Here is a 21,950-nt window from a genome sequence, read left to right as displayed (position 1 = left end):
CGCAGGATGAAGCGGCCTTCCGCCCGGATGATGCGGGGGCGTCGCCGAACATGGCTAACGCAAAATTAAGCAAGCGCGGTGTAAATGACACGGCGGGCCGGAAGCTGCGCCCGCACGCCCTTATCGCTGATGCAACGGTCCGAATAAAATGCCATCCTTGGGTCCTTGACGTATTTGTCCTTTTGACGGCAGACAAGCCGGGTTAATGCCCGCATACGCGCGAATGACCTGGCGCGCAAATGACCTGGCGCAGCGCCCATGATGGGGCGCCGTGCCAGGATAGCCGGCCGGGAAGCGTTCGCCCCCGTCGGCGCGGGGATAGGGTGGGGTTTCAGTTGCCGCGGGCGGCGGGTGCAGCCGCGGCGGTTCCGGTGGCAGGGTCCCGCGGGGGTGGGCCCCTGTGGGGAGGTGGAGTGGATATGGCCCCTAGGGCAGGACAATCATGCGGCTGAAGTCCTTTCACGCCCCGACCATGGGCGAGGCGATGCGCCTCGTGCGGGAGGTGCTGGGGGACGACGCCATCATCGTCGCCACGCGCGAGGAGGAAGGCGTCGGCGTCCGGGTGACGGCGGCGGTGGAGGAATCCATCCCGGGCCCCGGCATGCCCGCCATCAACGACCGCTATCCCAACCCGCTGGCGCCCGATCCCGCCGACCAGGTGACGGACATCCTGTTCCGCCACGGCCTACCCGCCGACCTGAACCAGCGGCTGATGGACAGCATCGCCGATTTCGACGCCAAGGACGCCCAGACCCTGCTGGCCGCCGCGCTGGAGTCCGTGTTCACCTTCCAGCCCCTGCCCGAGGGCCGGTTCCCCAGGCCCCTGATGCTGGTGGGCCCGCCCGGCGCCGGCAAGACGCTGACGGTCGCCAAGCTGTGCGCCCGCGCGGCGCTGAAGGGCCGGCCGGTGGGCGTCATCTCCACCGATACGGTGCGCGCCGGCGGCATCGACCAGCTGGCGGCCTTCACCCGCGTGCTGAAACTGCGCCTGATGACGGTGGAGGACCCGCTGGCCCTGGCTGACGCGCTGGATGTGCAACGGGGCGCCGAGCAGGTTCTGGTCGATAGCGCCGGCCGCAACCCCTACAACCAGGCCGACCTGAACGACCTGCGCGATTTCCTGGTGGCCGCCGACATCGAACCCGTGCTGGTGCTGCCGGCCGGCATGGACGCGGTGGAGGCGGCGGAAATGGCCCGTGCCTTCCGCGCCCTGGGCGCCCGCCGGCTGCTGACCACGCGCCTGGACATGGCCCGCCGCCTGGGCAGCATGCTGACCGCCGCGCATGAGGCCGGCCTTGCCCTCTGCGACGCCAGCACCAGCCCGCGCGCGGCCGAAGGCCTGACCCCCCTTTCACCCACATCGCTCGCCCGCCTGATGATGCCCGGCTCTGAAACCAGCGAACGCCGCGCCAAGCAAACGGGGACCCACGCATGAACGACCTTCTCTCCCCAACCGGCGCACCGGCCGGCTTTGCCACCGCCGACAACGTCATGCCCCTGCGGCGCCAGAACATCCTGGCCGTGGCCAGCGGCAAGGGCGGCGTGGGCAAGACCTTCTTCTCCGTCACCCTGGCCCATGCGCTGGCGCGCAGCGGCAAGCGCACCCTGCTGTTCGACGGCGATTTGGGCTTGGCCAACGTGGACATCCAGCTGGGCCTGATGCCCAAGCGCGACCTGGGCCAGGTGATTGACGGCATGGTGACCCTGCAAGGGGCGGCCCAGCGCTTCCCCGAGGGTGGCTTCGACATCATCGCCGGCCGTTCCGGCTCGGGCAGCTTGGCCAACCTGCCGCCGGCGCGGCTGACCCAGCTGCGCACCGAGTTGGCGGACGTGGCCAAAAACTATGACTGGGTGGTCATCGACCTGGGCGCCGGCGTCGACCGCATGGTCCGCACCTTCTCCGGCCCCGCCGGCACCACCCTGGTGGTGACGACGGACGAGCCCACCTCCATCACCGACGCCTACGCCTTCCTGAAGCTCAGCTACCAGGCTAACCCCATGGCCGACCTGCGCGTGGTCATCAACATGGCCGACAGCAAAGCGCTGGGCGAGCGGACGTATGAAAAGCTGCTGACCGTCTGCCAGCGGTACCTGAAGATGTCGCCCAAGCTGGGCGGCATCGTCCGGCGCGACGCCAAGGTGCGCGAGGCCATCCGCAGCCAATCGCCCCTGTTCATGCGCTTCCCCACCTCCGATGCCGCCCATGACATCGAGATGGTGGCCAACCGCCTGAACCTGGGGGGCTGACCCGGCGTGGCCCGCGGCGGGACGGGACAGTCCAGGCGGGGAACACGCCCTATGCGGCGGAGGAGGCTCTGGCCATGAGCGGCGTCCAAACCCCGTCCGTTCTCATCCAGACGCTGGCCGCCGGAACCGGCGGCGGGGCCGCGCCCACGGTGCTGGGCCAGGTGACGGTCACCCAGTTGCCGGATAAGCTGACGGGCCTCGCGCGGGCCCTGGCCGTCAGCGGCATGGTGACGGAGCAGCAGGGCGACCAGGCGACGGTCCGCACCGCCGCCGGCGACGTCCAGGTGCGCACCGAGGCGCCGCTGCCGACCGACCGACCCGTCACCCTGCAAATTCCGGCTCAAGCCGCCGGTGCCGCCACGACCGCCACGGTTGTGGCCCAATCGGCGGCCCAGTCGGCTCAAGGCACCAGCCAGGCAAGCGCGCCCCCGCAGGCGGCCCCAACCCCGTTGGCATCCAACCTGCCCCCGTTGCAGGTGGGGGCCACCTTGGCCGCCGTCCTGCTCAGTCCAGCACCGGCCAGCGGCGGCACCGCCGCCCCATCCAGCGTTCCGGCGCCATCCTCCGACATCAACCAAGGGCTAGGGCTCGGCTTGATCGTGGGCGCCCGGGGAGATACGGGGGACCAACCCGATCTCACCGACGACTCCCCGTCGCAGCAGCAGCAGCCCAGCCCAGCCGCGCCCCCCTCCCAAGGCCGCCCCACCGCGCCACAGACCGGAACCGGCGGCCAGGCGACGACGGACGGCGACACGGCGGGACAGGCCGCCCCACCGGGTGCGTCGCCCCAGGCCCCCCCCAACCCCGGCCCCCAAAACCCGCCGGCGAGCACCAGCGGACCTCTGCCCACGCCCTGGACGGTGGGCAGCCTGGCGGATTTGCTGTTCGCGCGGGCCACCGGCGGCACGCCGGCCGCAACCGCCAATCCGCCGTCGCTGGGCGACCTGCTGCCCGACATCGCGCCACCGTCCGCCCCCACCGTCCCAACACCGGGGGTAAGTGCCGCGGCGTCGACGCAGGCGGCGGCGTCTCAGCCGACGGGCACGTCGCCGGCCCCAGAGGCACCCTCCAGCGGCACGCCATCAGCGCCGGCCGGGCCAGGGCCCCAGGGTCAGCTCAATACAGCGCCCGACGCGCCCCCCAGCCCGGGGCAGCCGCGTGGCGGCCCCACCTCCCCGCCGGCGTCCGCATTGGCAACCCCGGGCGTCCTGCCCGACCTTGGCGCACCCGGCCCGGCGCAATCCTCTGGTCCCCCACTCAGCATTCCCGCACCGGCCGTTCCCCGGGGCGCCAGTCCAGAGTTCGCCAGTCCACAGGTCGCCAGTCCATTGCCCACCAGTCCACAGCCGGCATCGTCCAGCGGCCCGGCCCCGTCAGCGGACGGCGCGACACCGTTCGTCAGTGGTGGCGTGTTCCTGAGCGGCCGTCCCAGCTTCGTGCGCACCGGCCTGCCCTCCGGCACCACCACCCCCTTCCCCCCCTCTCCGGCCAGCCTCCCGACCCCAGCCAGCCCCCCGATCGCACAGGGGTCATCCGTCCCCGGCCCCCCGGCGCCCTCGGTGGCGGCTGGGACGGCAATCCCATCCGCCAGCCCGGCTGTCCCGGATTGGACAGGCGCGACGGCCCCAAGCCCCCAAGCGCCTGGCGCGCGGCCCCTGGCCGGATTAACCGGCCAGCTCACGCCGTCCCCCGCCCCGGCGGCGGACGGCAAGACCGCGTCACCGTTGGCCGGGCCGGCACGGCCCGTCGGCATGACGCCGGCCATGACCCTGCCGCCGGGCGCCCTGTCCCCACAGGAAGCGACAGCGCCCCCCCTGCCCGCGGCGACACCCCCGGGCGCCAGCGCCTACACGGCACCCGTGCAGGTGTCCACCGCCCCCAATCCGGGTCAGACGATCAACCTGACTGTGCTCTCCGTTCAACGGCCGGGCATGGCGGTGGAGGTGATGCCTGGCGCGCCGGGGGACATGGCGCCCACGATGGACGACGCGCCGCTTGATCCCGCCCTGGCCCGCCCTGGCGTCGCCCCTACTGCTCCCGGATCGGCCATTCCCGGGACGGTGGTGGGGGTGACACGCGCCGGCCAGCCGGTGGTGGAAACGCCGCGCGGCACCCTTCTTTTGCAGGCGCGGGCGGATCTGCCGGTGGGCACCAAGGTACGGCTGGCCCCCGCCGCCCTGCCCACGCCGGACCTGGACCCCGTGCCGCCCGCCATCGACCCGGCGCGGGGCCGCGACTGGCCGGCCCTGCGGGAGACGCTGGCGGTCATCGCCGCCACCGACCCGGCCCTGGCGCGTCATCTCATCGACAGCGTGCTGCCCCGCCCCACGCCGCAGCTCACCAAGACGCTGGTGATCTTCCTGGCGGCCCTGCGCGGCGGCGACGCCGGCGGCTGGCTGGGGGCCGACGCCCTTTCGACCCTGGGCAAGGCTGGACGCGGTCGCCTGTCCGCCCGGCTCACCGACGATTTCAACACCATCGCAAACCAGGCGGCGGAACCGAACAAGGATGGCTGGCGCACCTATGCCGTACCCTTCGGCGACGAGGTCGGCCGCCTGCAAGTCCATGTCCGCGCCATCAACGAGGAGGAGGGCGAGGAGGCGGAAGGCCCCGCCCGCGCCCAGCGCAACCGGCCGCTGCGCCGCTTCCTGATCGATCTGACCCTGTCCCGCCTGGGCCCCATGCAGTTGGACGGCCTGATCTGGACCGGCCGCTTCGATCTGGTGATCCGCACCCGCCAGTTGCTGCCCACCAGCCTGACGCGGGAACTGCACGGCATCTACAGCAACAGCCTGGCGGCCGTGGGCTACAGCGGCGCGCTGGCCTTCCAGACCGGCGCCCACGGCTGGGTCGACCAAGCGGCACCGGCCAGCGGCGCCAAACCCGTCACCCGCATCTGACACGGCCCAGATCTGGCACGGCACGGATCTGGCACCCTTGCCGGCGGCCCGCGGCGTCCCATCTTGGTTGGCATCAGCGTGCGCGCGCAGCAAGCGGAACCCGCCATGGCCGAGCAGCCCACCCTTACCCTGAACGATGGCCGCGTCATGCCCCAACTGGGCCTGGGCGTATGGCAAACGATGGACAGCCAAGCCGCCCCGGTCGTGGCGACGGCGGTGGAGGCGGGATACCGTTTGGTGGATACGGCCTCCATTTACCGGAATGAGGGCGGCGTGGGCCGGGGGGTGCGCAGCACCGGCATACCCGCCAGCCGGATTTTCATCACCACCAAGCTGTGGAACGACAGCCATGGCAGCGAGGCGCCGGCACTGTCGTTGGACCACAGCCTGGGACGGCTGGGCCTGCCGGCCGTGGACCTTTACCTGATCCATTGGCCGACACCCGCGCGGGGTCGCTACGCCGAAACCTGGCGGGCGCTGATCGCCCTGCGGGAGACGGGCAAGGCCCGATCCATCGGCGTGTCGAATTTCACCGCCCCGCAATTGGCCCGGCTGATCGACGATACGGGCGTGGTGCCGGCGGTGAACCAGATCGAACTGCATCCCCGGTTCCAGCAACGCGAACTGCGCGCCTTCCATGAGGCCCACGGCATCATCACCCAGTCCTGGAGCCCCCTGGGCCAGGGCACGCTGCTAGACCATCCGGTGCTGACGGAGATCGCGCGCAAGCATGACCGGACGGTGGCCCAGATCGTCATTCGCTGGCATCTCGACCTTGGGCTGGGGGTCATTCCGAAATCGGCCACCCCCCATCGCATCCGCGAGAACATCGCCGTGTTCGACTTCCGCCTGGACGAGGCCGACATGGCCCGTATCGCCGGCCTGGACGATCCACGCGGCCGGCTGGGCCCCCATCCCGACGATTTCAACTGATGCCCATCTGAGGGCTACTTGGCGAAGGGCAGCTCCGGCCCCGACAGGAACGTCGAAACGGTGTCGGAAATCTTGACTTGGCCCCGGCCGGAGCGGTCCAGGTCCCAGGCGTAAGTCTTGCCGTCCGACGTGGTCAGCGTGCCGGTGGCAAAGCAGGGGGTCCAGTCCAGTTCCTCCCGCCAGGCGCGCTCCGTCACTTCCTTGGCTTTATGGAACCAGCGCGTGGCCGCCTTGTCGCTGAGGTGGAAACGGGCGCAGCTGTCCCCGCCGTCCGATTTTTCCCGCCAGATGCCGGCCTGGTCGACGTGCACGCTCTTGATGACGAAGGAGGTGGGCTTGGCCTGGGCGAGAGCCGCCAGCGCCAACGGCAGAAGCAAGAGGGGGCGGAAAATACGCATGCCGTCCCCTACTCCTCACCCGTCCCGCCCTCTTCCTGCTGGCGCAGGTGGCGTTGGGCGGCGATCTCGTCCAGCATCATGGCCTCCTTGCGGGCCAGTTCCGCCTTCTCCTTGCGGATGCGCTCCTCCTCCGCCAGCTCGAAGCGCTTCAGCTCCTGGAAGGCCTGGGCCAGATCCTCCTCCGCCCGGTGGATGGCGATCAGCAATTGCTGGCGCGCCTGTTCCAGGGCGTTGCGTTGCAGCTTGATCTGGGGAAGGAAGTTGGCGAAGGCCACCGCCATGTCGACGGAGGTGCCGGACAGCTGACGCTCCATCTCCACCTGCGCCTCGAACTGCTGGCGGCGCAGGGTCAGTTGGTCGTCGTGCTCGCGCAGCTGGGTCAGGTGGCGACGTTTCTCATCCACCTCGTTCTTGTGCAGCCGGATCAGGGTCTTCAGGCTTTTCATGGCTTAACCGGAGGCCTTATCCCACCGGCCAGGGGGCGCCGTTGAGGATGGCCTGCAGCTGGGCGTAGCCGGTGGCGAGGTCGCTGCGCTCATGCCGACCCTGGCGCAGGAAGCCCTCGATATGGGGGTTCAGCTCGATGGCGCGGTCCACCTGGGGGTCGCTGCCCCGGCGATAGGCGCCCAGGCGGATCATCTCCTCCATGTCGCTGTAGGACGACATCAGGCGGCGCGCGGCGGTGACCAGCGCGTTTTCCTCATCCGTGTTGCAGTCGGGCATGGTGCGCGAGACGCTGCGCAGGATGTTGATGGCGGGATAGCGCCCGCGCTCGCCGATGCGGCGTTCCATGACGATGTGGCCGTCCAGAATGCCGCGCACGGCGTCGGCGATGGGCTCGTTATGGTCGTCGCCATCCACCAGCACGGTGAACAGGCCGGTGATGGTGCCATCGCCCGCCCCCGGGCCCGCCCGCTCCAGCAGGCGCGGCAGCTCGGCGAACACCGTGGGGGGATAGCCCTTGGTGGTCGGCGGCTCACCGGCGGACAGGCCGATCTCGCGCTGGGCCATGGCGAAGCGGGTGACGCTGTCCATCATGCACAGCACGTCCTGGCCCTGGTCGCGGAAATGCTCCGCCACCGCGAAGGTCATGTAGGCCGCCTGGCGGCGCATCAGCGGCGGCTCGTCGCTGGTGGCCACCACCACCACGCTGCGGGCCAAGCCCTCCTCCCCCAGGTCGTCCTCGATGAACTCCTGCACCTCGCGGCCGCGCTCGCCGATCAGGCCGATGACGGTGACGGACGCGGCAGTGTAGCGCGCCAGCATGGACATCAGCACCGACTTGCCCACGCCGGAACCGGCGAAGATGCCCATGCGCTGCCCCCGGCAGCAGGACAGGAAGGTGTTGATGGACCGCACGCCCAAATCGATCTTCGCCCCCACCCGCTTTCGCGTGCTGGCCTGGGGGGGCGCCGCCTTGATGGGGTTGCCCACCGGCCCCATGGGCAAGGGGCCCTTGCCGTCCAGCGGCTCGCCCAGGGCGTTGATCACCCGGCCCAGCCAGGCGGGGGTGGGGTGGATCTCGGGCTGGCCCTCCGTCACCTCAGCCCTGCAGCCCAGGCCGATATCCTCCAGCGTGCCATAGGGCAGCAGCAGGGCCTTGCCATTGCGGAATCCCACCACCTCGCAGGGCACCGGGCGGCCGCCGCGGGAGATGACTCGGCACCGTCCGCCGATGGACAGCCGGCGCTCGACCCCGCCGACCTCCACCAGCATGCCCAGGACCGAGCTGACGCGCCCGAAAATCTTGAACGGGGGCAGCGCCTCGATCTCCGGGATCAGGACACTGGGATCATAGATCATGGCCATCGAGCCCTTGAACCCTTTAAAGACAATATCTTAGCCGCGCGCTTCGGCTGTGCGGCCGGATGCACCCGCCGGTTGCGTCCACAACGGATGAGTTAGCTAAAGGATAGCCTTACTCGCGTAGCATAATGTCGCAGCATCTGTTAACCTAGTCGGCAGTGGATGTTTCCGCTCCCTTGAGACTACACCCCTTTCAAGGAAGAAGCCTATGAGAGTGCTGGTCGTAGAAGACGATCCGTCGATGGCCAAGAGCATCCAATTGATGCTCAAATCCGAAGGTTTCATCGTCGACATAACCGATCTCGGCGAAGATGGCCTGGAGATCGGCAAGCTGTATGACTACGACATCATCATTCTGGATCTGATGCTGCCGGACATCGACGGGTATGAGGTGCTGCGCCGCCTCCGCTCGGCCCGCGTCACCACGCCCATCCTGATCCTGTCGGGCCTGACGGAACTGGACGCCAAGCTGAAGGGCCTGGGTTTCGGCGCCGATGACTATCTGACCAAGCCCTTCGACAAGCGCGAACTGCTGGCCCGCATGCAGGCCATCGTCCGCCGCAGCAAGGGCCACTCGGAAAGCGTCATCCGCACCGGCGCGCTGACCGTCAACCTCGATACCCGCTCGGTGGAGGTCGCGGGCCAGCCCCTGCACCTGACGGGCAAGGAATACGGCATCCTGGAACTGTTGTCCCTGCGCAAGGGCACGACCCTGACCAAGGAGATGTTCCTGAACCATCTCTACGGCGGCATGGATGAGCCGGAGCTGAAGATCATCGACGTCTTCGTCTGCAAGCTGCGCAAGAAGCTGGCGCAGGCGACGGACGGCAGCAATTACATCGAGACCGTGTGGGGCCGCGGCTATGTCCTGCGTGATCCCAACGAGGCACGGCAGCAGCAGGCCGCCAGCTGACCCGTGGTCAGGGCGCCGAACCAGTAAGGCCGCGTGTTCTGAAGGACGCGCGGCCTTTTCTCTTTTCCAGTCTAAACCGTCGGCAGCTTGTGGAAGCCGGTGGCGCCAGGATCGGTGCCCGGGGTGGTCACGACGGCCGTCACCACGGCATGGGGCGGGCCCTGGTGGCATCGGGACACCATCTCCGCCACAGCAGTCGACGGTCCGGCGAACAACGCCTCCACCGTGCCATCGTTCCGGTTGCGAACCCATCCATCCAGACCCAGTTCCAGCGCCTGCTCCACCGTCCAATTGCGGTAGAAGACCCCCTGCACCCGGCCGTGCAGAATGACGTGGGTCGCGACGCGATCGACGGGCGGATCGAGGGTCGGAATGGCGGACGGGGGCATGGGGCTTCCATCGGTACGGAACGCGCTGACGGCGGTATAGAGCGAACCGCCGCCGCCTGCCAATGGCCAAGGCGCGATGGACAAGGCCGGCCGCCCTTCGGCATCATCGCCGGCGGCAGCCGGTGGGGCCGGCCCCATGATGTAGGACGGGAGGAAGTGGAACGATGCGACGCGCGATAGTGGACTGGGGCCGATTCATCCTGATTTGGGCCGTCTGCGTTCTATCCTTCCGGGCGTTCGCCTTCGGCAGCTATTACGTCCCCTCCGAAAGCATGCTGCCCACGCTGGCCGTGGGGGATCACTTCGTCGCCGCCAAGTACGCCTATGGCTACAGCCGGCATTCGCCGGACATCACCCTGCCGGAGGGCTTCATCCCCACCGTCGACGGCCGCGTCCTGGGCCAGTTGCCGCAGCGGGGCGACATCGTGGTGCTGAAACCGGAAGGCGCGCCGGACGCCCTGGTGAAGCGGGTGATCGGCCTGCCGGGGGACACGGTGCAGCTGGTGCATGGCCGGCTGGTGCTGAACGGCCAGGTGGTCGACCGCCATGAAAGCGGCGCCTACGACTATCGCGACGACCATGGACGCACCATCCATGTGACCGAGTATGTGGAGGATCTGCCGGCCACGGACGGGCGTGTCGCCCGTCATGCCATCCTGCAGCGCGGTGACGATGGCCCCGCCGACAACACCGGCGTGTACACCGTGCCCGCCGATCGCGTCTTCCTGATGGGCGACAACCGCGACAACAGCCAGGACAGCCGCTTTCCCTACCCCGACCTGGGTTTCGTGCCGCTGGACCGGGTCATCGCCCGGGCCCAGTTCACCGCCTACACCAACAGCTTCTGCAAAGCCGAGAGCGCCCTGACCTGCCCCGGCGGCGACTGGACCACCCGGTTTGGCCGCAACCTGAAACCTTGATCCCGTCCCCCTGAAAGAACTGCCTGCCCCATGGCCAAGCCCCCCAAACCGTCCGCCCCCAAAGCCCCCGCCCAAACCCCCACTGGCCCCGCCGAAGAGCTGTTCGCCCAGGGGGTGGAACACCAGAACCAGGGCCGCTGGGCGGAGGCGGAGGCCACGTACCGCGAGGTCGCGCGCCTGCTGCCGCGGGCGTCGGCGGTGCACTGGAACCTGGGCACGGTGCGCAAGCATTTGGGCCGCTGGAAAGAGGCGCTGGAGTCCTTCCGCAAGGCCGTCAGCCTGGACCCCACCTGGCGGGGCCGGGACTTCAACATCGGCCTGTGCCACCAGAAGCTGGGCCACGCGACCGAGGCGGCGGAGAGTTTCGCCCGCGCCGTGGCGGCGGAGCCGGACGACCCCATCAACCGCTTCAACCTGGCGGCGGCCCTGCGCGACCTGGGCCGTATCGCCGAAGCGGTGACGCACAGTGAGATGGCGCTGGAGCTGAAGCCGGATTTCATCGAGGCCGAATTGCAGCTGAACAAGCTACGCACCGCCCTGACGCCGCGGTGGCATATGCCGATGATGAACGATATCGAGCGCAACGCGGCCTATGAGGCGGCCATCACCGCCGCCGTGCGCCCCGGCGACATCGTCCTGGAAATCGGCACCGGCTCCGGCCTGCTGGCCATGATGGCCGCCCGCGCCGGCGCCGCCCATGTCTACACCTGCGAGGCCGATCCGGTGATCGCGGAGACCGCGCGCACCATCATCGCCAACAATGGCTATGCCGACCGCGTCACCGTCATCGCCAAGCCTTCCACCGCCGTGACGCTGGGCGCCGACCTGCCGCGCCCGGCCGACCTGCTGGTGTCGGAAATCCTGTCCAGCGACCTGCTGTCGGAGCGCGTGCTGCCGGCGGTGCGCGACGCCAAGGGCCGGCTGCTGGCCACCGGCGCCCGCATCATCCCCCAGGCCGGCGGGGTGCGCGCCCTGCTGGCGGAAAGCCGGGTGATGGAACGCACCTTCTTCGTGGAGGAGGCGTGCGGCTTCGACCTCGACGCCTTCAACCGCCTGGCGCCCCGCTCCGTCCGGCTGGAACGCGTGGTGCCGTTCAAGGCACTGTCCGCCCCCTTCCAGGCGCTGACCGTGGACCTGGCCGATCCGCAGCCGGGGCAGAGCTGGCGCGGGCGCCTGTCGCTGCCGGTGACGGCGGACGGCCGCTGCGTCGGCCTGCTGCAATGGATCTGGTTGAAGCTGTGGGACGGGGTGGAGTTCGAGAACAGCCCGCTGTCCCCCACCGAGTCCTCGGGCTGGCAACCCGGCCTCTACCTGCCCCGCCGGCCCGTGGACCTGATGGCCGGCGAAACGGTCGACATTGACGTCTTCCACGACGGGCATAACGTCTGGCTCAGCCTGAAGCGCTGAATCGGCTAGCCTAAACAACCAGATGTCCGCGCCGCTCGGCGAGGCCTATGGTGGCATGGGTGCCGGCGTTGAATTCCAGGAAGTCGGCCTCGATGCCGTCGCTGAAGATGACGCCGTTGTCGGCCATCTCCGACACCACCTGCAGCGGCACCTGCGCCGACACGGGGCCCGCCACTAGGCTGGCGCCCGTGGTGCGGCTGGGAAACGGCTCCCTCACGAAGTAGTGCAGGCGTTCGGCATCCCAGGGAAAGGCGGCATTGAGCGTGCCCGCCGGCGGCGCCACACCCATGGCCGCCGCCGCCCCGGCCCAGCCGGCGTACAGGCTTTTCAGCCAACCGGTGGACCCCATGCCGGTGGAGACGATGATGCCACTGGACGACTGCCGCTCCGCCACCTGCCCCACCGTCAGGGTGTAGCGGGCGGACGCGTGGCTGCGCGGACCGATGAACAAGTCGTTGACGGCATAGAGGACGGCACCGGTATTCAACTGCGCCTTGGCCATGGTGACGTGCTTCACCGGCCGGCCGGCCCGCATCTCCTCGCCCATCACGCGGGGTAGATCGTTGGGCTGGAACGGCAGCAACACCCCGTCCCAGCGCCGGGCATCCGGGTTCACGCCGACGACGCGCTGGCCATCCAGGTATTTCAGCGTATTGGCCACCAGTCCGTCCTGGCCCAGCACCACCACCACATCGTCCACGCCGAACAGGAAGGAACTGAGATAGCGGCGATCCAGCCGCTGCACCCGGCCGAAGCGGCGCAACGCCTCTTCCACCTGCCGCGTGGCGGCGCGGTATTGCTCCCGCTCCGCCAGGTAGTCGCCGAAATCGGCCCCCAAATGCTCAATATAGAACTGCGCCTGTTGCAGGGTGTTGAAGCGGGCGATCAATTCATCCAGCCGGGTGTCGCGCACCACCAGGATGATCTTGCGATCCTCCGCCATGCGGCTTTCCGAAGCGGCCATGGCTCACCCCCGCGCCGCCGGCTGCAGCATTTCCCGCAGCAGGTCGGGCGAGACGTTCAGCTGCCCGATCTTGGCGGCGTTGTCGGCCAGATCACGGAAGGCCAGGGCCATCAGCTGGCCAGGCTTCATCCCGACCGAGGCCAACGCCTGCAGCACCTTGGGATCGGCGTCGCCGAAGGCGTTCATCATGGCTGACAGGCCGTAGGCCCGCGCGTCGGCCTCCGCCTTGGCATTGGCCGTGGCCAGCGCCACCAGATCCTGGTTCTGCTGTTCCAGGCCGATCTTGCCCGCCATCTCCTCCCGCTGGATTTGCAGACGGCGTTCCTGCACGGCCCGTTGCGCCTCCATCTCCGCCTCGCGCACTTCGCGCTTCTTGTTCTCCACCGCGATCTCGGTCGACAGCTCGTTTTCCTTGATGCGGCGCTCCTGTTCCACGGCAGCGTTGCGACGGCTGTAGATCGCCTCGTCCGCACGGCGCAGCAGGGCCTCGCGCGCCTCCGCCTCCAACGCCTTGGCTGTTTCCGGCTTGGGCCGCACAGCCAACAGTGACAGGCCCAGGATTTCCAGGCCCAGGGCCTCCAACGCGGCATTGGCGCGCAGCAGGGCGGCCACGCGGCCAACCAGCGCGTCGCTGGCGGCCAACACCTCCGTCAGGGTCAGGGCCTGCACCTCGGCGCGCATGGCCACCTGCACCTGGTCAATCAGCCGCTGCGAAAGCTTCTGCGGATCCTCAGAGGCGTAAACACCCTTCGGATTCAGGGTGAAATTGAGCAGAGCGGCCGTGCGCTTGGGCTCCGCCACGCGGTAGGTGATCTGGCCCTGCACCGTCACCTCCTGAAAGTCGGCGGTGACCTCGGGGAAGATGAAGGGCTCGTTCACGCTGGCGGTAGGCACCAGCATGATCGAGCTGGATGGCGCGAAATACCAGAAGGCTAGCCCCGCCCCCTCCCGTCGCACGCGACCGTCGCGCATCTGCATCACGTATTGGGTGGGCTCGGTCTTGATATAGCGGAAACCAAACATGGGCTCGGTCCTTGCTGCCGATGCGGCCAGCCCCTGCCGGCCGCGGATGACCATAGCAAGCGCCACTTAGTGGCGTTTGTCAACTAAGTTAGTTGGTGATCGACACTAAGTGGCTGAAAGGGTAATATCCCCGCATGAAGACCCTGGACACCGCCGCCGCGCCCGCCATCGCCACTGTCGACCTCATCCTCTTCGCCTTGGGCGAAGCGGGATTGGAGGTGTTGCTGATCCGCCGGGGGGCAGCCCCCTTCCTCGATGCCTGGGCCCTGCCCGGCGGCTGGATCCACACGGATGAGGACGCCGATCTGGACGCGGCGGCGCACCGCATCCTGCGGGAGAAGACCGGCGTGGCGACGCCCTATATCGAGCAGTTGCAGACGGTGGGGAATGCCACCCGTGACCCGCGGGGCTGGAGCCTCAGCGTCGCCTATGTCGCCCTCATCGGCCCCGGCCAGGCGCCCGCCGTCCGGGGCGGCAACGCCGCCGACGCCGCATGGCGGCCGGTGGAGACAGTGTTGGCGGAGGCCGGGGACTTGGCCTTCGATCACGGCGACTTGCTGGGCCTCGCCTTGGCGCGGGTGCGCCGCAAGGTGGAATACTCCACCCTGCCCGTGCACCTGCTGCCGGAGCGCTTCACCCTGAGCGAGCTGCAATCGGTGTATGAACGGGTGCTGGGCCGGCGGCTGGACAAGTCCGCCTTCCGCAAGCGCATGGCGGAGGTGGATTTCGTGGAACCGGTGCCGGGCGAAATGCGCCGGGGCAGCAACCGGCCGGCCCAGATTTACCGGTTGAAGGAAGCGCGCTCCACCGCGTTTTTCGATCGCGTCTTGTGACGGGCCGTACGCATAAGGTGGTAGAAGTTCCCTCTTGCACCACCCGTCCATTTAGTAGAGTCAGTTGGCATACAACACTCGGCTAAAGGGAGATGCGTGGTGGGGGCATTCGAGACGGCGACGGCGCGGCGGTCCATTCTGAAGGGGTTCGGGGCATTGGCGGTGGGCGCCGGCCTGCCCGCCAAGGCTGCCTGGGGGCAAAAGCTGCTGGCCAACCCGGGCGTGGAACTGCATCCGCAGGTGCATTGTCCGCCGCCCAGCGCCTGGTCCGACCTGGCACGGGCGCTCAAGGGCGCGTTGGTGATGCCCGATGACCCGTTCTTCGGTGACTATTACCGCCCCAACAACCTGCGCTTCATCAAGAGGCCGGGCGGCATCGCCCGCTGCTCATCCGCCGACGACGTCGCGGCCTGCCTGAACTGGGCCAAGACGACCAACACGCCGTTCGCCGTACGCTCCGGCGGCCACAATTACGCCGGCTACTCCAATACCGAGGGCCTGCTGATCGACATGTCGCCCATGGCGGGCATCCTGGAGGTCGATGAGAAAAGCGGGACGGTCAAGATCGCCGGCGGCACCATCAACAGCCTGGTCTACAAGGCGCTGGAACGGCTGGGCCGTACCATCACCCATGGCCGGTGCGATGGCGTCGGCGCCGCCGGCTTCCTGCTGGGCGGCGGCATCGGTTTCAACATGCGCCTGTACGGCATCGGCTCTGACCTGCTGCACAAAACGGATCTGGTGCTGGCCGATGGGAACACGATCACCGCCTCGGACGGTGACGACCTGCTGTGGGCGTGCCAAGGCGGCGGCGGCGGCAATTTCGGCATCAATACCAGCTTCACGCTGCAAACCTTCAAGGTCTCCACAGTCACCGTGTTCGAGTTGAGCTGGTCCAAGGACCTGGACACGGTCCTGTATAATCTGCTGCACCGCTTGCAAGAGGCCCCCAACGGCTTTGGCTGCAAGATCTCGGTCAGCGTTCCCGCCCGGGACGCCAACTGCTTCGCCAACGCCGGCATGACTGTGTCGGTCCTGGGCCAGGCGCATTTCGGCCAGGCGGCGGTGGAAAAGCTGTTCGGGGACCTCTGGCAGGCGGCGGACAAAAAGAAGGTCGAAGCCGACATGGCTTACTGGTCGGCCCAAGACGTCCTGTCGGAAGCAACCTTCCCCTATTATTACCGGGAAAAGTCGACCTTCATGAACACTTCCACCCTGACCAAGGACACCGTGGCGGCCTTGATGGATTCCGCCCGGGGCATGCCCCGGACCAGCATGGGCTCAGCCTTCAAGTTCTTCCAGGTCGGCGGCGCTGTGAACAACAAGAAGCCCGGACAGACGGCCTTCGTGCATCGCGGCTATGACTGGCTGTTCTCGAGCGAAGTCAACTGGTGGGCCCCCAAGGACCCCGACTCCCTGGTGAACGAGGCGCTGGCCTGGCAGGAAAGCTTCTATGCGCTGGCGCTGGCACGCACCAAGGCCGTGGGCGCCTACCAGAATTTCCCCGACCCGTCGCTGAAGGACTGGCAGCAGGATTACTATGGCGACAACTACGCCAAGCTTCGGGCGGTCAAGACCAAGGTCGATCCGAAGTCGCTGTTCAGCTATGCCCAGGGCATCAAGCCGGTTTGACCAAGGGCAACGGAGGCGCCAGGGAGCTATGTCCAGCCCCCTGGCGGCCGGAAATCAGACCCTCAGTCGTCCAGCATGCCGGCCAGCTTCAGGGCGACACCCATGTCGCCCTGGACCTTCAGCTTGCCAAAGGTGAAGGCCAGGGTGGGGCTCAGCTTGCCTTCGCTGAGCTTCACGAAGTCAGACAGGGAGATCTTCAGCGTGGTGTTCACGTCCACCGGGTCGCGCGACACGGTGGGCACCTTGGTCGCGTCCAGGAACAGGGCCCCATCGGCGCCGAAGTCGAACTTCACCTTGGCCCCCAGTCCGGTGAACTGGGAAAGCGAGGCGCGCATCTTGGCTTCAAGCTGATCGAAGGTCATGGGGACAGGTTCCTTGCATACGGTGCTGAACGGTTGTTGCACCGCATATAAGGGGCCGTTGGACGGCCAATTCCACTTTTTTTCGACCGGGACCGCTCAGCCCTTCAGCAAGTCCAGGTAACGTAAACTGGCAGCCAGGTCGGCCTTCAACGACTGACGACGGTCCTTGGCCTCATCGTCCTCGCCCCACAGCTCGATTTGGAACGACTCGTCGAGTTCCGCCAGGTCGAACGCCTGATCGGCGTCAATGCGCCCCTCGAACAGGGCCAGGCCCAGGACCAGGGACCCGGTCAGCGCCACGACGTTCTGCACGCCGGTCAACTGCCAGTCGTCCAGATCCTCCAGCGCGCGCTTCAGCGCGTTCAGGGCCACCGGGTCCTGGGCGCGGTGCATGATGCCGGTGGTGACCTGCAGCAGGGCGTCATAGCGCAGCGCCGCCCAATCCAGCAGCGGCTGCCAGACCTTGGCCTGTCGTTCCACCAGCTTGGCCGGCTCCGCCGCGCGATAGCACAGCAGGTCCGTGCCGCCATAGGCGGCGGCGCCGTCCAGGATGGTGGCGCGCTGCGGTCCCACCCGGTCCACGCAGGTGGACGCCAACTGCATCATGGGCATGCTGGCCGGCACCACCGTATCGCCCTGGGCATCCCATTCGGCGGCCACCGCCTGCGCCAAAGCCTGCGTCGGCAATACCAGGTCGGCCTTGGCCGGCGACTTCAGGAGATGGGCGTCCAGCCGCACCTGCCAACCGGCGTTGCCACTCGCCGCCGGCCCCGCAACCACGGCCACCGTCTTGTAAATGCGTTTCATTCGTTCAGGTCCATTTTCGCGCCGCGACTTTCACACCACGTCCGGGGGCTTCACACCGCGACCAGCGCGGCCACCGCCGCCGGGACCTCGGCATAGTCATGGCAAACGCGGGCGGCACCGGCCGCCAGCAGATTTTCGGGAGCATGATAGCCCCAGGCCACGCCCAGGGCGGCGGCACCGGCGGCGCGCGCCATCATCATGTCATAGCTGGTGTCGCCGATGACCACGGTGGTGGCGGGGTCGGCGCCCACCTCCGCCATGGCCCGCAACGCCATGTCCGGCGCCGGCTTGCCCGCCGCTCGGTCCGCCGTCTGCAAGGTGAGGAAACGCCCGGTCAGCCCATGTTGCTCCAGCGTCGCCACCAGGCCGCGGTGGGACTTCCCGGTGGCGATGCCCAGCAGAAAGCCCGCCGCCTCCAGCGCGTCCAAGGCCGCCACCAGGCCGGGATACAGCGGTTCCACCGCGCCGCCCCGCTCCCGGTTCTCGAAGAACGCGGCCTTGTAGGCGGTGGCGATGCCGGCCACGGCGCCCGGCCCCACCCCCTCGGGCAGCAGGCCCAGGATGGCCACGTCCAGCGACAGGCCCACTTGGCGGCGCACCGCCTCATCCTGCGGCGGGGCCAGCCCCTGGGCGGCGAACCCGGCAGCCATGGCGGCGATGATGGCATGCTGGCTGTCCACCAGCGTGCCGTCACAATCGAACAGGGCCAAGCGGTTGAAACCGGTCATCGGGTGGTCCCGGAATCACGCGTAGCTGGCGAACGGGTCGCCGTCTTTCATATCGAAGCCGAAATAGTCCCAGGTTTGCGCCATGTGCGGCGGCAGGGGGGCCGATACGTCGATGGGTTTGCCGCCCCGTGGGTTGGGGATGACGATGCGGCGGGCGTGCAGGTGCAACTGGCGCGGCAGCTCGGCTCCACCGGGCAGGAAGGCCTCCTGCCCCGCGTACTTGCCATCGCCCAGGATGGGTGTGCCGATGGCCACCATGTGGGCGCGCAGCTGGTGCGTGCGGCCCGTCAGCGGCCACAGGGCGACGAAGGCGGCCTGCCGGTGCGCGTTCTCGATCACCTGGTACAGGGTGACGGCGCGGGCGCCCTCATCCTCGTCCACGGCCATGCGCTCGCCGCGCGTGCCGGCTTCCTTGGCCAGGGCGGCGTCGATCTTGCCCTGGTACTGCTTGGGCACGCCCACGGTGACGGCCCAGTAATACTTGCGCGCGTCCTTGCCCCGGAAATAGCCGGCCAGCCGGGTGGCGGCGAAGCTGCTGCGCGCCAGCACCAGACAGCCGCTGGTGTCCTTGTCCAGGCGGTGGACCAGCTTGGGCCGCTCCTTCCCGTCGAAGGTCAGCACGTCCAGCATGGCGTCCAGGTGCTTGTTCTGGCCGGTGCCGCCCTGCACCGCCAGGCCGGCGGGCTTGTTCAGCACGATGACGTCGCTGTCGCGGTACAGCACCGCGTCGCGCAGGGCCTTCACTTCCTTGTCCGACAGCAGCGGCCGCTCCTTGCGCGTCACGGCGCCCGGCGCCAGGGGCGCCAGGTCGGGCATGGGGGGAATGCGCACGGACTGCCCAGCTTCCAGGCGCGTGGCGCCCTTGACGCGGCCGCCATCCACCCGCACCTGGCCGGTACGCAGCAGCTTTTCCAGCTGGATATGGCTCAGCGCCGGGTAATGCCGCTTGAACCAGCGATCCAGACGCATCTCCGCCTCATCGGCGGTCACGGTCCGCGTCTCGACCTTACGGCCACCCTCTTCACTCATGTCACCACCGCACGTACCAGGGCCATGCCCACGAAAAGACCACCGACGCCGACCACCAGCGTCGCCATAAAATACAGCATCGCCACCATCCAGTCGTCCCGCGACACCAGCATGCCGATGTCCAGCGAGAAGGACGAGAAGGTGGTGAAACCACCCAGCACCCCGACCACCAGGAAGGCGCGCAGTTCCGGCGTCGGACTCCACACCCGCGCCGCCAACTCCGCCAGCACGCCCATGATCAGCGAGCCCACCACATTCACGAACAGGGTGCCCCAGGGGAAATCCAACCCCAGCAGGCGCCCCAGCCAGACCTGCGACAGATACCGCAGGACGGAGCCCAAGGCACCGCCCAAGGCGACGGCCATAACCTGGATCATGTTCCACCCCCGGCGGCACCATCGCGCAAGACGGCTTCGGCATCGCCGGACATATCGCCGGTGACGCCAAAAATCCATCCTTCACGCCGCGCCGTCGCGGTGTCCAGCCCCCTGGGCGCCCAGACATCGTCCAGCACCGCCCAACGCATCATGCCGGCGGCGGCGATCATGGCATCGCCGGCGTGGTCGTCAAAGGCTGGCGGCGCCACCGTCCCCGCATGGCTGCCCTCATCCGCTTCACGTCCCGCCAGGCCACACCCCAGCCGGGCCAGCGCCACCGCCATGGCGGACCAGTCGCGAATCTTGGCCAGGCCATGGGCGCGGCGGCGGAACAGGGTGGGATAGATCTCCGTCACGACCGACGCCGCCCCGCCATCGGCGATCAGCGGCGCCTGCACCGGCCACACCGCCAGCCCCTCTCCCACCCGGCCCTTCAGGTAGCGCAGGGAGCGCATACCGGCCAGGGAGGCCTTGCCCACCTGCTTGGACGCGGAGGCCAGGTTGAAGACGGAGACGGGCGTGCCCACCCCGGTGCGCGCGGCCACCAACTCCACCCGTCGACGCTTGCCGCCGCCCTCGGCGTCGGTCCAGTGCGGCGGGCGGCGCCCCGCCACCCAGAAGCTGGGCCCCAGGCGGGGATCGGCCAGCGCGGGGGTGCCACAGAAATCGTCCGCGCCGGGACCGGTGCCAGCGGCCGCATCCACCAGCTCCCAAAGGCCGAACAGGTCATCGACGCCGGCGGCGCGACCATCGAGGTAGCCCGCACCCGGGACATACGGCAGGGCGAAACCGCAATCGATGCCCACCAAGGCCCGTGTGCCCATCTGGCGATGTCCCAGCAGCCGGTCGGCGACCCAGTCCATGGCGGCCCGCCGGGTCCAGTGCCGACCGGGCGGCGGAACCAGGCTCACGACACCGCAGTCCGGGCGCACCCAGGCGATGGCGATACCCCGGGCGGGTAAGGCCCCTGTCCAATCGATACCGATATATTCATCGAAGACGGGCACCGTCTTCCCCCTCAATCCCTTGATCGGAAATGGCATGATACACCCGCGACGGCACGCCGCGCGTGCTGCGCACGGCCTTTCCAGCCCTCCCCGCACGCCCCCCGGCCGGCCCCCCACCTGGCACCCCTATTTGGCACCCCTGTTCGGATTGCAACGGATGCGCGCACGGCAAGCGGTCAGGCAACAGTTGGCAGGACGGTCCCACGTGGTAAGCTATATGACCGTCGCTGCGGAGTTATCCCCGTGCTCGCCCGTACCTGGCCTTCCTCCATCCGCCCGCTGCATGCCGTCTTCGGCCCGGCCGCCCTTGCGCTGACGGTTCTCGCCGCCCCCGCCGTCTCGGCCCAGACCAGCGCCCAACCCGCCACGGCGGGGCAGCCCGCCGCACAGCAGCCGGACGCCCCCAAGCCGGGCCTGGACAAGAATGGCCTGCCGACCTCGGTGGTCAAGGTCGCGGCCCCGCCCAAGGACCCGGAGGCGGTGGAGCCGCCCCGCACCGAGGGCCCCATCGACGACATCATCATCACGGCACCCCAGTTCGGCAACCGTGAGGAGGTCGAGGCCTTCCACAAGGCGGAGTTCGAACGCCTGGACAAAATCTACGGCAAGCATGAGGAAAAGCGCAGCCGGGGCGACAACCTGACCAAGTCGCCGGAAACCAATACCGGAACCACCCGCGACGGCCCGATCACCCTGGATCGCTAAGTCACGTCAGCGTGATGTCGCTGATATCGCGGGCCTGCACATGGGCAAGGGCCGCCATTGCCAGGGTGTGGTCCTCCCGCTGCGGCAAGCCCGAAACGGTCAGGGCACCGATGCAGCCGGCCCCCGTCACCACAAGGGGCACCGCCCCGCCATGAGTGGCGTAATCCCGGTGGGGCAAGCCACTTTTAGCTTCCAGCGTCGTTCCCTGCTGCGCCAGGGTCAGGCCGATGGCGTAGGAACTCCGGGCGAAGTGCAGCGCGGTGTTGCGCTTGCGCCTGACCCAATCATCGTGATCCGGCGTGGCCGGTCCCACCGTGAGGCGCAGCATCTGCTGGTGATGCAGCGAAACATCCACCACCATGACCCCGCCGCGCGCCAGCCCCGCCTGGCGCAGCCATAGACCCACGGCCCACGCCTCTTCCTGTCCAAACTGGGTGAACACCAGGCGCTCTTCCTGCAAGGCGATGCGGCGCAGATCGTCGTCGGGGGACATGGGGCGGGGCTCTCCGGTCCGGTTGATGCCTGGGCGCAGGGTAACGCCTTTGGTTTGAGAGGCCCAGCACGGCACCG

The 21,950-nt window shown here is 68.5% G+C and carries 23 protein-coding genes; 10 read left to right on the top strand and 13 right to left on the bottom strand.

Translation table 11 applies throughout. The features are described from left to right. The first annotated feature begins 442 nt into the window (after positions 1 to 442). The 4 genes from FBZ90_RS05310 (at position 443) to FBZ90_RS05295 (ending at position 6,080) form a co-directional block, all read left to right on the top strand. Positions 443 to 1,435, top strand: a complete 993-nt coding sequence (locus FBZ90_RS05310; RefSeq protein WP_145729997.1) for a flagellar biosynthesis protein FlhF — start codon at positions 443 to 445, stop codon at positions 1,433 to 1,435. Next, a complete protein-coding gene (locus FBZ90_RS05305) occupies positions 1,432 to 2,247 on the top strand; it encodes a MinD/ParA family protein (protein WP_145729996.1) in 816 nt (271 codons plus the stop codon). Before FBZ90_RS05310 ends, FBZ90_RS05305 begins: the two co-directional genes overlap by 4 nt. A 74-nt stretch (positions 2,248 to 2,321) precedes the next feature. Next, complete coding sequence (locus tag FBZ90_RS05300) at positions 2,322 to 5,147, top strand: hypothetical protein (RefSeq protein WP_145729995.1); 2,826 nt, start codon at positions 2,322 to 2,324, stop codon at positions 5,145 to 5,147. Positions 5,148 to 5,252: 105 nt separating this feature from the next. Beyond that, a complete protein-coding gene (locus tag FBZ90_RS05295) occupies positions 5,253 to 6,080 on the top strand; it encodes an aldo/keto reductase (protein ID WP_145729994.1) in 828 nt (275 codons plus the stop codon). A 14-nt stretch (positions 6,081 to 6,094) separates the two neighbouring features. Here the strand turns inward: FBZ90_RS05295 and FBZ90_RS05290 are convergent, their stop codons facing one another. The 3 genes from FBZ90_RS05290 to fliI are packed head-to-tail and all read right to left on the bottom strand — an operon-like array spanning position 6,095 to position 8,281. Next, entirely contained in the window at positions 6,095 to 6,478 is a 384-nt protein-coding gene (locus tag FBZ90_RS05290; RefSeq protein ID WP_145729993.1) for a hypothetical protein, read from the bottom strand. A gap of 8 nt (positions 6,479 to 6,486) precedes the next feature. Further along, complete coding sequence (locus FBZ90_RS05285) at positions 6,487 to 6,924, bottom strand: flagellar FliJ family protein (protein ID WP_145729992.1); 438 nt, start codon at positions 6,922 to 6,924, stop codon at positions 6,487 to 6,489. Positions 6,925 to 6,940: 16 nt separating this feature from the next. After that, positions 6,941 to 8,281 (bottom strand): flagellar protein export ATPase FliI, encoded by a 1,341-nt coding sequence (fliI, locus tag FBZ90_RS05280; RefSeq protein WP_145729991.1) that lies wholly within the window; start codon positions 8,279 to 8,281, stop codon positions 6,941 to 6,943. A gap of 211 nt (positions 8,282 to 8,492) precedes the next feature. Between fliI and ctrA the strand changes: the two genes are divergently transcribed. After that, positions 8,493 to 9,197: a response regulator transcription factor CtrA gene (gene ctrA, locus FBZ90_RS05275; protein ID WP_145729990.1), complete on the top strand. Its 705-nt coding sequence runs from the start codon at positions 8,493 to 8,495 to the stop codon at positions 9,195 to 9,197. Between the two features lie 71 nt (positions 9,198 to 9,268). Here the strand turns inward: ctrA and FBZ90_RS05270 are convergent, their stop codons facing one another. Further along, complete coding sequence (locus FBZ90_RS05270; RefSeq protein WP_145729989.1) at positions 9,269 to 9,586, bottom strand: acylphosphatase; 318 nt, start codon at positions 9,584 to 9,586, stop codon at positions 9,269 to 9,271. Between the two features lie 164 nt (positions 9,587 to 9,750). Here FBZ90_RS05270 and lepB point away from each other — a divergent pair, with 164 nt between their 5' ends. Together lepB and FBZ90_RS05260 are read left to right on the top strand one after the other, a co-directional pair. Then, a complete protein-coding gene (lepB, locus tag FBZ90_RS05265; RefSeq protein WP_145729988.1) occupies positions 9,751 to 10,506 on the top strand; it encodes a signal peptidase I in 756 nt (251 codons plus the stop codon). A gap of 30 nt (positions 10,507 to 10,536) precedes the next feature. Continuing rightward, positions 10,537 to 11,913: a protein arginine N-methyltransferase gene (locus tag FBZ90_RS05260; protein WP_145729987.1), complete on the top strand. Its 1,377-nt coding sequence runs from the start codon at positions 10,537 to 10,539 to the stop codon at positions 11,911 to 11,913. 10 nt (positions 11,914 to 11,923) lie between these two features. On the opposite strand, the gene FBZ90_RS05255 is transcribed toward FBZ90_RS05260, so the two are convergent. Next, entirely contained in the window at positions 11,924 to 12,877 is a 954-nt protein-coding gene (locus FBZ90_RS05255) for a diacylglycerol kinase catalytic domain-containing protein (RefSeq protein ID WP_211101916.1), read from the bottom strand. Positions 12,878 to 12,880: 3 nt separating this feature from the next. Beyond that, entirely contained in the window at positions 12,881 to 13,900 is a 1,020-nt protein-coding gene (locus tag FBZ90_RS05250) for an SPFH domain-containing protein (RefSeq protein WP_145729986.1), read from the bottom strand. 134 nt (positions 13,901 to 14,034) lie between these two features. On the opposite strand from FBZ90_RS05250, the gene FBZ90_RS05245 reads away from it, so the two are divergent. After that, entirely contained in the window at positions 14,035 to 14,733 is a 699-nt protein-coding gene (locus tag FBZ90_RS05245; protein WP_145729985.1) for an NUDIX hydrolase, read from the top strand. A gap of 99 nt (positions 14,734 to 14,832) precedes the next feature. Further along, a complete protein-coding gene (locus tag FBZ90_RS05240; protein ID WP_145729984.1) occupies positions 14,833 to 16,365 on the top strand; it encodes an FAD-binding oxidoreductase in 1,533 nt (510 codons plus the stop codon). 62 nt (positions 16,366 to 16,427) lie between these two features. On the opposite strand, the gene FBZ90_RS05235 is transcribed toward FBZ90_RS05240, so the two are convergent. The 6 genes from FBZ90_RS05235 to FBZ90_RS05210 form a co-directional block, all read right to left on the bottom strand. Continuing rightward, positions 16,428 to 16,727, bottom strand: a complete 300-nt coding sequence (locus FBZ90_RS05235) for an SCP2 sterol-binding domain-containing protein (RefSeq protein WP_145729983.1) — start codon at positions 16,725 to 16,727, stop codon at positions 16,428 to 16,430. A gap of 96 nt (positions 16,728 to 16,823) precedes the next feature. Beyond that, positions 16,824 to 17,534, bottom strand: a complete 711-nt coding sequence (locus FBZ90_RS05230; RefSeq protein WP_145729982.1) for an ATP12 family chaperone protein — start codon at positions 17,532 to 17,534, stop codon at positions 16,824 to 16,826. A 50-nt stretch (positions 17,535 to 17,584) separates the two neighbouring features. Then, positions 17,585 to 18,262: an HAD-IA family hydrolase gene (locus FBZ90_RS05225; RefSeq protein WP_145729981.1), complete on the bottom strand. Its 678-nt coding sequence runs from the start codon at positions 18,260 to 18,262 to the stop codon at positions 17,585 to 17,587. A 15-nt stretch (positions 18,263 to 18,277) separates the two neighbouring features. Next, positions 18,278 to 19,291: an RluA family pseudouridine synthase gene (locus tag FBZ90_RS05220; RefSeq protein ID WP_145729980.1), complete on the bottom strand. Its 1,014-nt coding sequence runs from the start codon at positions 19,289 to 19,291 to the stop codon at positions 18,278 to 18,280. After that, the gene (gene crcB, locus FBZ90_RS05215; protein WP_145729979.1) at positions 19,288 to 19,668 is read right to left on the bottom strand and encodes a fluoride efflux transporter CrcB; all 381 of its coding nucleotides are present in this window, start codon (positions 19,666 to 19,668) and stop codon (positions 19,288 to 19,290) included. The genes FBZ90_RS05220 and crcB overlap by 4 nt, the downstream gene beginning before the upstream one ends. Next, positions 19,665 to 20,675, bottom strand: a complete 1,011-nt coding sequence (locus tag FBZ90_RS05210) for a hypothetical protein (protein ID WP_145729978.1) — start codon at positions 20,673 to 20,675, stop codon at positions 19,665 to 19,667. Before FBZ90_RS05210 ends, crcB begins: the two co-directional genes overlap by 4 nt. Positions 20,676 to 20,918: 243 nt before the next feature. Between FBZ90_RS05210 and FBZ90_RS27765 the strand changes: the two genes are divergently transcribed. After that, on the top strand, positions 20,919 to 21,380 hold the full coding sequence (locus FBZ90_RS27765; RefSeq protein ID WP_186455619.1) for a hypothetical protein: 462 nt from the start codon (positions 20,919 to 20,921) through the stop codon (positions 21,378 to 21,380). Between the two features lies 1 nt (position 21,381). Here FBZ90_RS27765 and FBZ90_RS05200 read toward each other — a convergent pair whose 3' ends face one another. Continuing rightward, on the bottom strand, positions 21,382 to 21,873 hold the full coding sequence (locus FBZ90_RS05200) for a heme-degrading domain-containing protein (RefSeq protein WP_145729977.1): 492 nt from the start codon (positions 21,871 to 21,873) through the stop codon (positions 21,382 to 21,384). Positions 21,874 to 21,950 lie beyond the last annotated feature (77 nt).

It is taken from the genome of Nitrospirillum pindoramense, assembly GCF_007827955.1.
In the GTDB taxonomy this organism is placed as follows: Bacteria; Pseudomonadota; Alphaproteobacteria; order Azospirillales; family Azospirillaceae; genus Nitrospirillum; species Nitrospirillum amazonense_B.
This window is presented reverse-complemented; position numbering and strand designations above follow the sequence as displayed.